13 protein-coding genes are annotated in these 14,198 nt (G+C 70.8%); 4 read left to right on the top strand and 9 right to left on the bottom strand.

The genetic code is table 11. The features are described 5' to 3' along the window. Positions 1–38: 38 nt before the first annotated feature. The 4 genes from MRBLWH3_RS07125 to rplM form a co-directional block, all read right to left on the bottom strand. Positions 39–1,928: a hypothetical protein gene (locus MRBLWH3_RS07125; RefSeq protein ID WP_363430011.1), complete on the bottom strand. Its 1,890-nt coding sequence runs from the start codon at positions 1,926–1,928 to the stop codon at positions 39–41. A gap of 322 nt (positions 1,929–2,250) precedes the next feature. Further along, positions 2,251–3,609: a phosphoglucosamine mutase gene (glmM, locus tag MRBLWH3_RS07120; RefSeq protein ID WP_363430009.1), complete on the bottom strand. Its 1,359-nt coding sequence runs from the start codon at positions 3,607–3,609 to the stop codon at positions 2,251–2,253. Positions 3,610–3,625: 16 nt separating this feature from the next. Next, positions 3,626–4,102, bottom strand: coding sequence for a 30S ribosomal protein S9 (gene rpsI / locus MRBLWH3_RS07115; RefSeq protein WP_056371198.1), 477 nt, complete (start codon positions 4,100–4,102; stop codon positions 3,626–3,628). 25 nt (positions 4,103–4,127) lie between these two features. Beyond that, entirely contained in the window at positions 4,128–4,574 is a 447-nt protein-coding gene (rplM, locus tag MRBLWH3_RS07110; RefSeq protein ID WP_363430007.1) for a 50S ribosomal protein L13, read from the bottom strand. Positions 4,575–4,921: 347 nt separating this feature from the next. Here rplM and galU point away from each other — a divergent pair, with 347 nt between their 5' ends. After that, a complete protein-coding gene (gene galU, locus MRBLWH3_RS07105) occupies positions 4,922–5,815 on the top strand; it encodes a UTP--glucose-1-phosphate uridylyltransferase GalU (RefSeq protein WP_363430005.1) in 894 nt (297 codons plus the stop codon). 72 nt (positions 5,816–5,887) lie between these two features. Here the strand turns inward: galU and MRBLWH3_RS07100 are convergent, their stop codons facing one another. From MRBLWH3_RS07100 to MRBLWH3_RS07080, 5 genes are all read right to left on the bottom strand, one after another. Then, on the bottom strand, positions 5,888–7,738 hold the full coding sequence (locus tag MRBLWH3_RS07100) for an HNH endonuclease signature motif containing protein (protein WP_363430003.1): 1,851 nt from the start codon (positions 7,736–7,738) through the stop codon (positions 5,888–5,890). Between the two features lie 12 nt (positions 7,739–7,750). Beyond that, a complete protein-coding gene (locus tag MRBLWH3_RS07095; protein ID WP_363430001.1) occupies positions 7,751–8,005 on the bottom strand; it encodes a hypothetical protein in 255 nt (84 codons plus the stop codon). 148 nt (positions 8,006–8,153) lie between these two features. Continuing rightward, entirely contained in the window at positions 8,154–8,894 is a 741-nt protein-coding gene (locus MRBLWH3_RS07090; protein WP_363429999.1) for a CPBP family intramembrane glutamic endopeptidase, read from the bottom strand. Between the two features lie 68 nt (positions 8,895–8,962). Continuing rightward, positions 8,963–9,484, bottom strand: coding sequence for an LPXTG cell wall anchor domain-containing protein (locus MRBLWH3_RS07085; RefSeq protein ID WP_363429997.1), 522 nt, complete (start codon positions 9,482–9,484; stop codon positions 8,963–8,965). Between the two features lie 316 nt (positions 9,485–9,800). Then, positions 9,801–10,658 carry a CPBP family intramembrane glutamic endopeptidase gene (locus tag MRBLWH3_RS07080; RefSeq protein ID WP_363429995.1) on the bottom strand — a complete coding sequence of 286 codons (858 nt, stop codon included), beginning with the start codon at positions 10,656–10,658 and terminating at the stop codon, positions 9,801–9,803. 34 nt (positions 10,659–10,692) lie between these two features. On the opposite strand from MRBLWH3_RS07080, the gene MRBLWH3_RS07075 reads away from it, so the two are divergent. The 3 genes from MRBLWH3_RS07075 (at position 10,693) to MRBLWH3_RS07065 (ending at position 13,970) form a co-directional block, all read left to right on the top strand. Further along, on the top strand, positions 10,693–11,283 hold the full coding sequence (locus tag MRBLWH3_RS07075; protein ID WP_363429993.1) for a low molecular weight phosphatase family protein: 591 nt from the start codon (positions 10,693–10,695) through the stop codon (positions 11,281–11,283). Between the two features lie 72 nt (positions 11,284–11,355). After that, positions 11,356–13,068, top strand: a complete 1,713-nt coding sequence (locus MRBLWH3_RS07070; protein WP_363429991.1) for a polysaccharide biosynthesis tyrosine autokinase — start codon at positions 11,356–11,358, stop codon at positions 13,066–13,068. A gap of 14 nt (positions 13,069–13,082) precedes the next feature. Then, positions 13,083–13,970, top strand: a complete 888-nt coding sequence (locus MRBLWH3_RS07065) for a hypothetical protein (RefSeq protein WP_363429989.1) — start codon at positions 13,083–13,085, stop codon at positions 13,968–13,970. The last annotated feature ends 228 nt before the right edge of the window (positions 13,971–14,198 follow it).

The following is a 14,198-nucleotide window of genomic DNA, read 5'->3' as shown; positions in this document are numbered from 1 at the left end:
AACGCCGGAGGTCGGACCGTGAGAGATTCGCGCGTCGATCAGGAATTGTCGGGCCACGGCCAGGGCCATGGCCACTCGTCTCCGGGGTTCGGGCCCGGTTCGGGTTGAGGCTCGGGTCCGGGTTGGGGCTGCGGCTCGGGTTCGGGTTGGGGCTGCGGTTCGGGTTCGGGTTGGGGCGCGGGTTCGTCTGCCCCCGGCGCCGGTTGCGGCGCGGGTGCGGGTACGGCGTCCTCCGTCCGCGGGGCGCGTGGTGTCTGCGCGCGCTGCTCCAGCAGCTCCCGGATCCGCAGCTGCTCCGCGGCGATCCGGGTCTGCTCGTCGCGCAGCGCCGCCACGGCGGCGGCGTACGACGCCATCGCCTCGAGCGCAGCGGCCTGTTCCGTGGCTGCTGCCGCTGCTCCCGCTGCGGCACGAACGGCGTCGTGGAAGGGGGCAGCGGCCAGGGGGTTCTCCGCGACGATCCGCTCGCCCCACGCGGGCAGCGTGCCGCCGAGCGCGAACAGCGCCGAACGCGCGTCGTCGATTCGGCCTTCGGATGTCGCCGCGGCCGCGCGCACGTTCGCCGCGGCGGAGGCGAGCCGCTCGGCCTGGACATCGGCGGCCGCCGCCGCGGCCGTGACCGCCTCGAGATCGGTGGTGTCGGTATCGGCCGGCGCGTACGCGGCCGCCTCGGTGACAGGCCCGGCGGTCCCCTGCGCCGCCAACGCATCGAGCGCCGCCCGGACCGCGAGCCGTGCGGGTTCGTCGCTCACACCGGCGAGCTGGGCGACTACCGGACCGGCCGCGGCAACGGCGTCTGCTCCCTGCGCACCGAGCGTGCTGTACTCGCCGATCGCGGCGTCCAGGTCGCTCTGCGCGGCGGCTGCCGCCTGCTCTGCCGTGTCCCACTGGGCGACCGCCGCCACGAGGCGCTCGCGAGCCTGAGCGGACTGCACCGTGAGGGTTCCGGTGACGGCGATCGCGGCGACGATGATGGCGGATGCCGCAGCCAGCCCCCACTTCATCGCTCCCCTGCGGCGTGCCGGGCGGGAGACACGGGGCGCGGCCGCGGCCGAGTCCGCGGATCGCGCCGTCGCGAGCGGGAAGACAGACCTCCCCGTGTCCGCGACCGGCACGCCTGTCCTCGGCGCCGGCGTCACCTGCGCCGCCGGCAGCGCGGCGGCCGGAGCCCCAGCTCCGACCACCGCGGGCACCCCGGGCGCCATCCCCAACGCAGCGGCCGGATCTCCCGCGCCGACCACCGCGGGCACCTCGGGCGCCATCCCCAACGCAGCAGCCATGTGCCCGGCCCCGCCCCAGGCAGGCACTTCGGGTGCCGTCGACGGCTCGTTCAGGTCCTCGGCGCCGACTACCGCGGGCACCTCGGGCGCCATCCCCAACGCAGCGGCCGGATCTCCCGCGCCGACCACCGCGGGCACCTCGAACGCCATCCCCGACGCAGGAGCCATGTCCCCCGCGCCGACCAGCGCAGGCACCTCGGGCGCCGTGCCCAGCGCCGCAGCCGGGGCCCCACCCCTTGAGGGCGCGACGGCCGGGTCCCCAGGCCCGACCGCCGCAGTCTGAACAGCGATGTCGATCAGAGCGGGCACGAGCGTCGGATCCGCGACCTCGGAAGCGACTGCCGCGGGCGCGACGGCGACGACCGGCACACTCCTGCGCACGGTGGCCACCCCCGAGGGAACGCCGACCAATCCGCCGACGGTCGGCGCCGACGGGGGCAGGGCGACGGCCGCCGCCCCGTGGCGCGCCATCAGGCGAGCACTGGCAGCCGCCATCGCGATCGGCTGCTGGCGCTCCCCCTCTGCCAGCGGGCCGAACAAGCCGGCCAGCGCCGCTTCGCGCGCGCGCTCCGCCTCGAGGTCGCTCTGATCCGCGGCATCCCGCGATCGATCGCTCTGCGGCGCGCGGGGCTTGCTGCGAACGCCCATGTCGATCCCCCCTCCTCATCGCTGAGAAGGACGCCAGTGTAAGTCGGCGTCAGCACACGTCACATGGGGGTTTTCCCCGGAACCCCCGGCTCGACGATAGGGGTCCGAGAGACTCCACCGGTCGAAGATCGCACCATTCCGGCACCGATCGGCACACAGTGGTGAACCCTCGATGAGCGGACATCGATTCCCCTCGCGGTAGACACCCGGGATCGTGGTCGGCACGCCCTCCAGGAAGAGCGAAAGGGCGGACCCTCGCACGACTTGCGTGCGACGATCCGCCCTTCACGGTCCCGGGTGTGCAGATCCTGACCGAGGCGGACTACAGCGAGAGGCGATCGCGGACGACGCCGGCGAGCTCGTCGGCGTGGCGGCGGGCTTCATCCTCGGAGGATGCCTCGACCATCACGCGCACGAGCTGCTCGGTGCCCGACGGGCGCAGCAGCACGCGGCCGGAGAGCCCGAGCTGGGCCGAGGCGCGGGCGACGGCATCCTGAACTCCCTCGTCTGTCGCGGCGCGAGAGCGGTCGACGCCCTTCACGTTCACGAGCACCTGCGGGTACACGGTCATGATCGACGCGAGCTCTTCGAGCGTCTTGCCGGTGCGGGCGATCTCGGCGACCAGGTGCAGGCCGGTGAGCAGGCCGTCGCCGGTCGTGGCGTAGTCGCTCATGATGACGTGGCCCGACTGCTCGCCGCCGAGCGAGAAGCCCTGCTCGTTCATGCGCTCGAGCACGTAGCGGTCGCCGACCGCGGTGGTCTCGACGTGGATGCCGTGGGCCGACATCGCGCGGTGAAGTCCGAGGTTGCTCATCACGGTGGCGACGAGGGTGTCGTCCTTGAGCTGGCCGCGGCTTTTCATCGACACCGCGAGGATCGCCATGATCTGGTCGCCGTCGACGACCCTGCCGTTCGCGTCGACCGCGAGGCAGCGGTCGGCGTCGCCGTCGTGCGCGATGCCCACATCGGCACCGACGCGGACGACGTGCTCGGCCAGCTGGTCGAGGTGCGTCGAACCGACGCCGTCGTTGATGTTCCAGCCGTCGGGGTCGGCACCGATGACGGTGACCCGTGCGCCGGCGTCGCGGAACGTCTCGGGTGAGACTCCGGATGCCGCGCCGTGCGCGCAGTCGAGCACGACGTGGATGCCGTCGAGTCGGTGCGGCAGCGAGCCGAGCAGGTGGATGACGTAGCGGTCCTCGGCGTCGGCGAAACGACGGATGCGGCCGACGTCGGCGCCGGTCGGCAGCAGCTTGGGGCCGGCCATGGCGGACTCGATGCGCCCTTCGACGACATCGGGGAGCTTCACACCGCCGCGGGCGAAGATCTTGATGCCGTTGTCGGGTGCGGGATTGTGGGACGCCGAGACCATGACGCCGAAGTCGGCATCGATGTCGGCGATCAGGAACGCCGCTGCGGGGGTCGGCAGAACGCCGGCGTCGAAGACGTCGACGCCCGACGAGGCCAGGCCGGCTTCGACCGCGGCGGAGAGGAACTCGCCGGAGACGCGGGGGTCGCGGGCGACGACGGCCGTGAGCCGCTTGCCCGCGGCGCGGCGCGCCTCGGCAGAACGGCCCTGGCCCAGGACGACGGCGGTCGCCTGGGCCAGGGACAGTGCGAGATCGGCGGTGAGGGGGCCGTTGGCCAGCCCCCTCACCCCGTCCGTGCCAAAGATCGGCATACGGAGTGGAAGCCGATCAGCGCTTCGAGTACTGCGGGGCCTTGCGGGCCTTCTTGAGACCGGCCTTCTTGCGCTCGATGACGCGAGCGTCGCGCGAGAGGAAGCCGGCCTTCTTGAGGGTCGGGCGGTTGTTCTCGACGTCGATCTCGTTCAGCGCACGGGCGATGCCGAGGCGGAGCGCGCCGGCCTGACCCGAGGGGCCGCCACCCGAGATGCGGACGATGACGTCGTACGCACCCGTGAGGTTGAGCACCGTGAAGGGGTCGGTGATGAGCTGCTGGTGGAGCTTGTTCGGGAAGTAGTCCTCGAACGCACGGCCGTTGACCGTGATGGTGCCGGAGCCCGGGACGACGCGCACGCGGGCGATGGCCTGCTTGCGGCGACCGACTGCGGCGCCCGAGACCGAGAGCACGGGGCGCTCGGCGGCGACGACGGTCTCGTCGACGGTGGACTCGGTGGAGTAGCTCGTGGGGGTTTCTTCGATGTTCGCCATCAGTGTGTCCTGTTCTGTGCGGCGCTTACTGGGCGACCTGGTCGAAAACGTACGCGGTGGGCTTCTGCGCGGCGTGCGGGTGCTCGGCACCGCGGTACACCTTGAGCTTCGACAGCTGGTTGGCGCCGAGGCTGTTCTTCGGGAGCATGCCGCGGACGGCCTTCTCGACGGCGCGGACCGGGTTCTTCTCGAGGAGCTCCGCGTACGTGACCGACTTGAGGCCGCCCGGGTAGCCCGAGTGACGGTAGGCCTTCTTCTGCTCGAGCTTCTGGCCCGTCAGCGCGACCTTGTCGGCGTTGATGATGATGACGAAGTCGCCCATGTCGACGTGGGGGGCGAAGGTCGCCTTGTGCTTGCCACGCAGGAGCGCGGCAGCGTGCGAGGCGAGGCGGCCGAGGACGACGTCAGTCGCGTCGATGACCAGCCACTCGCGCTGGGCTTCGCCAGCCTTGGGGGTGTAAGTGCGCGTCACAGTAGTGCTGCTTTCTTGATTCGAACGGAGAGGTTCGTGAATCCCACTCCGGGGTGGTTCTCTTTCGGTCGCTTCGCGTGCATCACCCGCTCGTCGAGCGAGCGAAGCGGGTCGAAACGCAGAACACGCCAGTGGAGGGCTCACGTTCGCGGTGCCGGGTCAGCTGAGCCGGACACCAAAGATCAATAGTACGCGACGCGGATGCCTCGGCCAAACCGGCGCATTACCCGCAGACCTCGTCACATCAGAAGCGCCACGCCGTGGGCATCACGCGCCGGCTGGTCGACACGTCGGATCGTGTGACATCTGTCACACCCCGTTCACACGATGTATCTAACCTTCTTCTCATGAATGCACCGTCGATCAAAGCAGTGATCCCCGCCGCCGGTTTGGGCACACGCTTCCTGCCGGCCACCAAGGCGATGCCGAAGGAGATGCTCCCCGTCGTCGACAAGCCCGCTATTCAGTACGTCGTCGAAGAGGCGGTGGCTGCGGGCATCGACGATGTGCTCGTCATCATCGGACGCAACAAGAACGCGCTCGCCAACCACTTCGACCGGGTCACCGAGCTCGAGGACACGCTCCACCGCAAGGGCGATATGACCAAGCTCGAGCGGGTCATGCACTCCAGTTCGCTCGCGGACGTCCACTTCGTCCGCCAGGGCGACCCGCGCGGTCTCGGTCACGCGGTGCTGCGCGCCCGCAAGCACGTCGGCAACGAGACCTTCGCCGTTCTCCTCGGCGATGACCTCATCGACGCCCGCGACCCCCTGCTCTCACGCATGATCGAGGTCTCGCAGGGCCAGTCTGCGACGGTCGTGGCGCTCATGGAGGTGGATCCGAGCCAGATCCACCTGTACGGGTGCGCCGATGTCGAGACCACCGACGAAGCCGACATCGTCAAGATCAAGGCTCTGGTCGAGAAGCCGTCGGCCGACGAAGCACCGAGCAACCTGGCGATCATCGGTCGCTATGTGCTCAAGCCTGAGATCTTCGACGTGCTCGAGCGCACCGAGCCCGGCAAGGGTGGCGAGATCCAGCTGACGGATGCCCTCGAGGTGCTCGCCGACGACGAGCAGGTCGCCGGACCGGTGCTCGGTGTCGTGTTCGGTGGTCGCCGCTACGACACCGGCGATCGCCTCGACTACCTGAAGTCGACCATCCGGCTCGCCCTCGACCGCGACGACCTCGGCCCTGAGCTGGCCCAGTGGATCAAGGAACTCGCACCGCAACTGGATTGAGCCGGACTCGGCGACGAGGGACGGATGCCGCGACCCGAGGCATCCGTCTCATGCCGCCGGCCAACGTCCGGGTCAGGTGCCGGTTCGCCGTCCGCCGCCCCTCGCATGCCCCGCGAGGTGCGACCCTTCGTGAGTCCAGGCGCCCGGACTGCCCGGTCTGGGTGGAAGGTCGGGCGGTTGTCGCCACTCGGCGCGGTCGGGCGGTCTGGGCGAATCCCATGCCCAGCTCCACGCCGCCTTCGAGACCAGCACGATCGGAGCGCCTTCGCCGGCCGGCGGGCGCAGCACGAACGGGCCCTTGCCGTCCCGGGTGATTCGCCACCCGGTGTTGTGCAGCTTCATGTGGTGGAACCGGCCGAGCAGCACGCCGCGATCGACGTTCGTCTCACCGCCCTCAGCGAAGTGGTCGCAGTGATGCGCTTCGCAGTACGACGGAGGCCGGTCGCAGCCGGGCCACACACAGCCGCCGTCACGGACGGCGAGCGCGACCCGCTGCGCGGCTGAGTACATACGGGCTTCACGCCCGAGGTCGAACGGGTTGCCCTCGGGATCGACGATGACCTCGATGAACCCGTTCGAGCAGGCGTTGCGGTCGATCACCGAACCCGGCAGCGCGCATCCGCCGTCCATGTCGTGGCCGACGGCGACAAGTCGGCCGAAGGCATCCCGGGGTCCGGCGTCCTTGACGACGACCATCCGCACGCCCGGCTGCCGGGATCCGAACACACGCTTCGCCTCGGCGAGCGCGCCGGCGCGAGTCATGTCCATCAGCAGGTCATAGGCGAGCTGGTCGTTCGTGCGCGGGTCGTCGATGAGGCTCTCCGCGGCCGCACGCTCTTCGTCGGTCATGAAGCGAGGCCCGCCGCGGCGCGGGCGCAGCCCCGCGGCGAGCATGGACCGTACGAACGCCCCCATCTCATCGTCGAAGGCGATCGTGCCGCGTTCCTGCCCGTCGGCGTCGGTCCACATCCGTAATCCGCGGTTCTCGAACCGTCGCCCGTAACGTTCCTCGGCCCCGACCGGGTCGAGCATGTCTCGCACGGTCCGCGCGCGCTTCGCCAGTTCCTCCACCGGAAGCCTTGACGCCTCCGCCGCGAGCGCTTCGGCCGCCAGCGACCACGCCTCACGCGCCATCGCCTCGCGCGGGGCCGCCTGAGCCAAGTCCACCAGCGGGAACAGCATCGACTCCGCCCCCGGATCCCCGTCGTCGACGGGCGCATCCACCCCACCCGAGCCCGCAGCACCATTCGCATCGGGCTCAGTCCCACGCGTCGGCGCATCCATCGCGCCAGGCACGGCACCGCCCTCAGCGGTCGCCGCTCGAGGCTCACCGAGCCCACGGCGGATCGCGTCATGCTGCGCCGTCGTCAGCCGCCCGTCGAGCAGTCCCCGCCGCAGCGGCTCATCCCAGGGAACCACCCGCACCCGAGCCTCGCCCACCGCGCCGACCTCACCGTCAGTGCCGGCCTCCGGAACTCCATCGCCCGCGCTGCCACCGCTCTCGTCCGCACCGGACTCCGGCAGCCGCGTCCCGCCAGACACCCCAAGCCCTGGCACGCACGGCGGGGGCGCAGCATCCGTTCCCTCCACCAACGACGTGCCGACGCGCACCTGTCGCACGGCGTCGGCCCTCGTTCCGCCGGTGATCGACTGGATCAGCTTCTCGGGCGTGGAGAAGCCCTGCCCTGCGGCGAGTCCGCCCTGCCCCCGATCGCGTGACGACCGGGTGGCCGCGACTCCGGCGAGCACCGCCTGCAACCGGTCGGCGTCGTTCGCGATCGCGCCGACCTCGGCGAGGATCTCGAGCACCGACGCATCGCTCAATCGCGAGGCGCTCGACGGGAGCGCCTCCGCATCGACATCGAGCTCCGACCATGCCCCGAGCCGGTTCAGCCGGCCCTGCAGCTCGGTGAGGATGTTCATACGTGAAGCATCTCACCGACCTCCGACATTCGAAGCTCCGTTCCCACCCACTGCACGCCTCCGCACGAACGCTTCCTCGAGCAGTCCGTTCATCGCCGCGAAGCACGCCATCGCGAGCACCGCCGCCCCCACCGGGGTGAAGAGCGCGAGGCTGTGCCGCTCGGTCGCCCGCGCGAGCGCCGCGTTCACCTCGTCGAGGTCGGCGTCACCGAGATCATCGAGGTCGATGCCCTCGGCCGACAGCAGCGGCGCCATCTCGTCGAGCATCCGTTTCCCCGATCCGGGCGACTGCACCACGCCCATCGCAGCCGACCGTGCACGAGATTCCGGGCCGTCGAACGGCGAATCTCTGACGAAACGCTGCCCGCCGCAGCCGCAGCCCATATAAGAGGAACGGATGCTGCGCCCCGCCGCCTCACCAGATCAGCAGTGCCACCCCGATCGCGTTGAAAGCGACGTGCGCGATCACGGCGCCCGCGAGCCTTCCGGTCAGCAGGGTCAGCACGCCGCACCCCAGACCGACGGCAACGGTTCCGAGCAGGAGCCCGAGGGGCACCGAGGCACCGTAGGCGAGCACGTGGAGCCCGGTGAAGATCGCGGTCGAGAAGAGCACGGCGACCGCGCCGGCGATCCACCGCCCCGCCCCCGCGAGCGCGTCGCCGAGGGTGCGCTGGAGCAATCCGCGGAAGAACAGCTCCTCGATCACCGGGGTGACGAGCACGGCCCCGGCGAGAGCGACCATCGTCGCGGCGATCAGCCCCGAGTCATCCGCGAGCAGCCCGCCCCCGAGTCCGCCGGTGGTCGGCGCGACGAGTTCCACCAGGGCGCGCGCGATGAGCCCGACGCCGAGTCCGGCGACGGCGTCGATCCACGAGAACCCGCGCAGCCCGGTCGCCGCCGCGAACCGCTCCTGCGTCACCCGCACGGCGACGAAGACCGCGCCCAGCAGCGGAGCCGACAGCAGCACCAGATCGACGAGCGCCACCACCACCGCCGGCCAGCGAGAGAGCGCGAAACGCACAGACGGCAGCCAGAGGATCACCGCCGCGGCGAGCAGCGCGCCCACGGCCGCGACCGCCAGCGCCACCCACGGATGCCGCCACGCGCGCCCGCGAACCATCGAATCTGCCGACCCCTCGGCGCCGTTGTTCACCATTGGCCCCCCGACCCCTGGATAAGCCGAAGACCCCGGGCGGGAGCCCGGGGTCTTCGAAAAGTCGTGAATCAGCGGTTGGCAGCCGCGCGACGACGAGCGACGGCTGCCGCGACGGCGATGCCGCCGAGGCCGATGGCGCCGACGCCGAGCCAGATGATCGCACCCGGAACCTCGCCACCCGTAGCGGGCAGCTGGCCCGAGCCACCGGCAGCGGCCGTCCCGACGGTGAGCGTCTGGGTGGCGACCACGTTGCCCTCGCCGTCCGTGGCCGTGACCACGTAGGTGCCGGTCTGGCTGGCCGTGAACTGGACCGAGGCCGTGCCGTTGACGACCTGCTTCTCGACACCGCCGCTACCGGCGGCGTGGACGAGCGACGCGAGCGTGACGCCCTGGCCCGGGGTCACGGTGATGCGGACGAACGGAACGTTCAGGTTGTTGAACGTGATGGTGATGGTCTGACCCACGGCGGGCGTCGTGTCGCTCACGACAACGGTCGGGGGGTCAGGCGTGTAGTCGGCGGATGCCGCACCGGCGCCGCCGAGAACCAGCAGGCCGGCGACAGCAATCGCGGCGAAAGTCTTCTTGATCATGGCAGAGATCTCCCGAGGTATGTGCACGTCATCGGCTGGGGGGATTTGTGTCGGGCAAGCGCTCCCCGGTTGCCCGACGAGTGACACGCTATCGCATTCTGAGAGTTCGATGAGAGGCCCTGGGTTTCCAGAAAGTAACAAATTGTCGTCGGTGTCCCCCGAACGGAGGACACGAACAGAATGGCCTGTCCCCCATTCGGGGGACAGAGCGATTCGGCATGTACCAATGCCCCCCTTTCGGGGGACAAATCACGGGCAGGACGCGAAATGTCCCCCATTCGGGGGACATTTCGAGCCGCAGGGAAAGCCCGGATGTCTAGGTCATCGCGGTCGCCAGCACCATCACAGCGACGTACGAGGCGTTGTAGACCGCGTGCACGAGCACGGCTCCCCAGATGCGTCCGGTCAGCAGCACGAGCAGCGCGCACACCATCCCGAGAAGCGAGAGCGACACCACGCCGCTCACGTCGCCGGCGGACGAGATCCCGTGCACCAGCACGAACAGCGCCGTCGACCCGAGCGCCGCCGCGAGCCCGGCGGCGAGCTTGCCGAACGGCCGCCGCAGCACCGTGTACAGCGCGACGAGCAGCACGCCGCGGAAGAAGAACTCCTCCACCATCGGGGCGACGACGACCGGCGCGACCGCGTCGAACACCACCGTCGACAACGGCACTGTCCGGTTCACCTCCACGAGCGTCGGGAGCACGGCCGGCGTCCCGTCCAGCCCTTCGATCCATCCCTGGGTCGTGCGCAGCAGTGCGCCGAGCACGAGACCGTAGAGCACGTCGAGCGCGCGGATCCGCAGCAGGCCTATCGGGCGCGACCGGGTGAAGGCCCAGACGATGGGCAGCAGCATCCCGATCCAGACGATGACGGTGGCGGATGCCGCGGCCCACGGCGAATCCCACACCGCGGCGACGGCCGCCCCGAGCAGCACGCCGGCGCCGAGCGAGATGAGGGCGACCGCCAGCAGGCCCTCGCGCCACCGGTAGACCGTGCGCCCGCCGAGCCGCCAGTCCGTGCGCGCCTCGTGCGCGCCGCGCCGCGACCGCCGCGGAGCAGCAGCCTCGTCGACGGGCGCCTCCTCCGCGGGGACGGCCGCGGAAGCAGCCGCCGGCGGCTCCAGCGACCACAGGTCGACCATGGGTGCGGCGTCGCTAGGCTGATCGGGCACGCGCCTACGTTACCCGCCGTGTGGAGGCCCCTTCGTGTTCGACATCCTCACGGTGTGCACGGGCAACATCTGCCGCTCACCCCTCGCCGAGCAGCTGCTGCGTGCCCGGCTCGCCGATCTCGCGCCCCACGTGTCAAGCGCCGGCACGCGGGGCCTGCCGGCCGCCCCGATGACCCCCGAAGCCGCGCACATCGCCGAAGCGCTGGGCGTTCCGGCGTCCGAGACGGCCGAGCACCGGTCGCGGTTCCTCACCGAGCAGCACCTCGTGTCGCCCGACCTCATCCTCGCGATGACCCGCGTGCACCGCCGTGCGATCGCCGAGCTGGCGCCGTCGCGCCTGCGCTCCACGTTCACGATCCGCGAGTTCGCGCGCATCGCCGCCGCGGTGCCCGAAGACGAGATCAGGGCCGCGACGGATGCTGCCGCCTACCCCTCCGAGAAGCTCAGGGCGGCGGCATCCGTGCTCGCGTCCTACCGGGGTCTCGTGGCGCCGCCGGAGGATCCCGAGGACGACGACGTGATCGACCCGTACCGGCAGCCGTGGGAGACGTACCTGCTGTCGGCGCGGCAGCTCGAACCCGCCGTCACGGTCGTCGCGGCGACGGTGCGCACCGCACTGACGTAACGCTTTCCGGGGCTCCACCGGGCCCTGTGCAACAATTCACGGAGCACACGCCCAACCCCCACGAGAGGCGACATGGAGCTCACCGACTACATCCGGATCCTCCGCAAGAACTGGGTGATCATCGTCGTCGCCACCCTGGTAGGGATCGGGGTGGCAGCCGCATGGTCGCTCACCCGCACCCCGCAGTACGAGGCGCAGAGCACGGTTTTCGTGTCGACCCAGTCGGGTTCGACCATCCAGGATCTGCAGCAGGGATCGAACTTCACGCAGTCCCGCGTGCAGACGTACACGAACCTCGTCAAGACGCCGATCGTCATGAATCCGGTGATCGCCGAGCTCGGACTCGGCTCCACCGCAGAAGAGCTCTCCGCCACGGTCGACGCGACCGCTGCGCTCAACACGACCCTCATCACCATCACGGTGACCGCCGCTGATCCGGTGAAGGCGGCCGATGTCGCGAACGCCCTCGGCGCGTCGCTCAAGTCCGTCGTCGAGCGGCTCGAGACGCCGAACGGCACCGACACGAGCCCGGTGCGCGTCGAGCGCGTGAAAGACGCGCTGCCGCCGCTCAGGCCGTCGAGCCCCAATGTTCCGCTCAACCTCGCGCTGGGCGCGCTGGTGGGTCTCGCGCTCGGCATCGGCGTCGCGGTGCTGCGGGCTGTGCTCGACACGCGCATCCGCACGCCGCGGGATGTGGAGCAGGTGACCGACCGCCCGCTGCTCGGCGCGATTGCCTTCGACCCGAAGGCGAAGGAGCGCCCGCTCATCGTGCACGCCGACCCGCTCAGCCCGCGGGCCGAGTCGTTCCGCGCGATGCGCACGAACCTGCAGTTCCTCGACACCGAGGGGCACGCCTCGTACGTGATCACCTCGAGCGTGCCGAGCGAGGGCAAGTCGACCTCGACCATCAACCTCGCCATCGCGCTCGCCGATGCCGGCAAGCGCGTCGCGCTGCTTGACACCGACCTGCGCAAGCCGAAGGTGGCCGAGTACCTCGGCGTCGAGGGGGGAGCGGGTCTCACCGACGTGCTGATCGGCCGCGCGCGTCTGGCCGACGTCATGCTGCCGTGGGGCAACCGCAGCCTCTACGTGCTGCCGGCGGGCAAGATCCCGCCGAACCCGAGCGAACTGCTGGGCTCGAAGAGCATGCACCAGCTGCTCGAGGCCCTCGAGCGCGACTTCGACGTCGTGCTGTGCGACGCTCCTCCCCTGCTTCCCGTGACGGATGCCGCGATCCTCGCGAACGCGACCAGCGGGGCGATCCTCGTGGTCCGCGCCGGTCACACCAACCGCCACCAGCTCTCGGGCGCGGTCGAGGCGCTGAACGTCGCCGGCGCGCGCATCGCCGGTGTGGCCATGACGATGGTGCCCACGCGCGGCCCGGACTCGTACGCCTACGGCTATGGATACGGCTACGGCGGGTACGGCTACGGGTACGTCGCCGACGCCCCGGGCGCGAAGAAGGGCAAGCAGGCCAGGAAGGCCAAGCCCGCACCGCCGAAGGCACCGGTCGTCGAGCGAGCGAAGAACGAGCGAGTCGAAACGCCCCGCACGCCCGCACAACCGGTCGTTGAGCAAGCGCGCACCCCCGCACAACCGGTCGTTGAGCGAGCGAGGAACGAGCGAGTCGAAACGCCCCGGGCCTCCGCGGTGCGCTCTATCCCGGCAACCGACCAGGCCGGTAAGGCTCAGGCCGCTCCCGACGCGAACCTGACGATCGACGACATCGTGCGGCAGGCCGGCGGGTCGTCGACCACACCCGGCCGCAACGACCCCCTCCCCTGACCCGGGAAGACATCATGCAACGCATCGGCGGCGCGAAATGGGTCGCGATCGCGGGAATCGCCGTGCTCGTCGCGGCCGTCGCGGTGCTCGTCTTCGCCGCGCTCGAGCACGCGCGCCCGGAGGCCGTGAGCGGCGAGGCGGAGCCGGTGCCGACGTTCACGCTCGGTGTGCAGACTCCGACGCCGACGCCGACCCCGACTCCCACCCAGGCCGCCCCGAGTCTCGAACAGACCCGCATGCTCGGGCTCGGCTCAGAGGTGTGGTGGCGCGCCACAGCCGGCTCCTGCGCCGGCCCGGGGCCGCTGATCGAGCGCTCGTACGACCAGGGTGCGACCTGGACCGACGTGACCCCCACCTACCGGGGCATCGCGCAGGTGCAGACGCTCGAGGCCTTCTCGGCCCGCGACGCCGAGATCGTCGCCGCCGTGGCCGGCTGCGAGCCGCAGGCGCTGCGCACGTACACGCGCGGCGAGTTCTGGGACTTCTACCCCGACGTGCTCGCCGCCTCGCGTTACATCGAGCCGAGCGACCCCAGCTCGGTGCACTTCCCCTCTGGCCCGGTGCCCGCGCCGTGCCCCGCCGCGTTCGGTCTGCACGCCTTCGGCGACGTGATCGCGCTGATCTGCGACGACCGCGCGTGGTCGTGGGCCGGCGGCGAGTGGGTCGCGCTCGCCCCCGAGAACGCGCTGGCCCTGACCATCGACGGATCAGACGTGCTCGTCGCTCATCGTGCCGAGGACTGCGCCGGTGTGGCGATCTCGCGGGTCGCGGCGGGCGCCCCCGACGTCGCGACGGCCGTGGGCTGTGCGGAGGGGACGGATGCTTCGTCCCCGGTCGCGATCGCGGCCCGGGGTGATGGCGCCGTGGTGTGGATGGGCGACGCCCTCGTCGGCATCCCGTGACCTCCACTCGATGCCCTTGACGTCGTCGCCGTCAGCGAGGAACATGTCTCGCGTCCGGCACACTGGGGCTGCCGGACGGGGCCGTTCCGCTTGCGCTCACCCGAGGCGCGGGACGGAAACCGAGGTCGATATGCCGAGACAGCGACACCGAATGCGAGTCGCGCTGAGCGCGTGGGCACTGCCCCGCTCAGGGGGACGGGCGCGAGCCTGCCGGCGGTAGCCCTCGAG

Origin of the sequence: Microbacterium sp. LWH3-1.2 (assembly GCF_040675855.1) — a bacterium.
Classification (GTDB): domain Bacteria; phylum Actinomycetota; class Actinomycetes; order Actinomycetales; family Microbacteriaceae; genus Microbacterium.
Note: the sequence above shows the minus strand (reverse complement) of the source record. Positions and strands in the feature narration are given on the sequence as shown.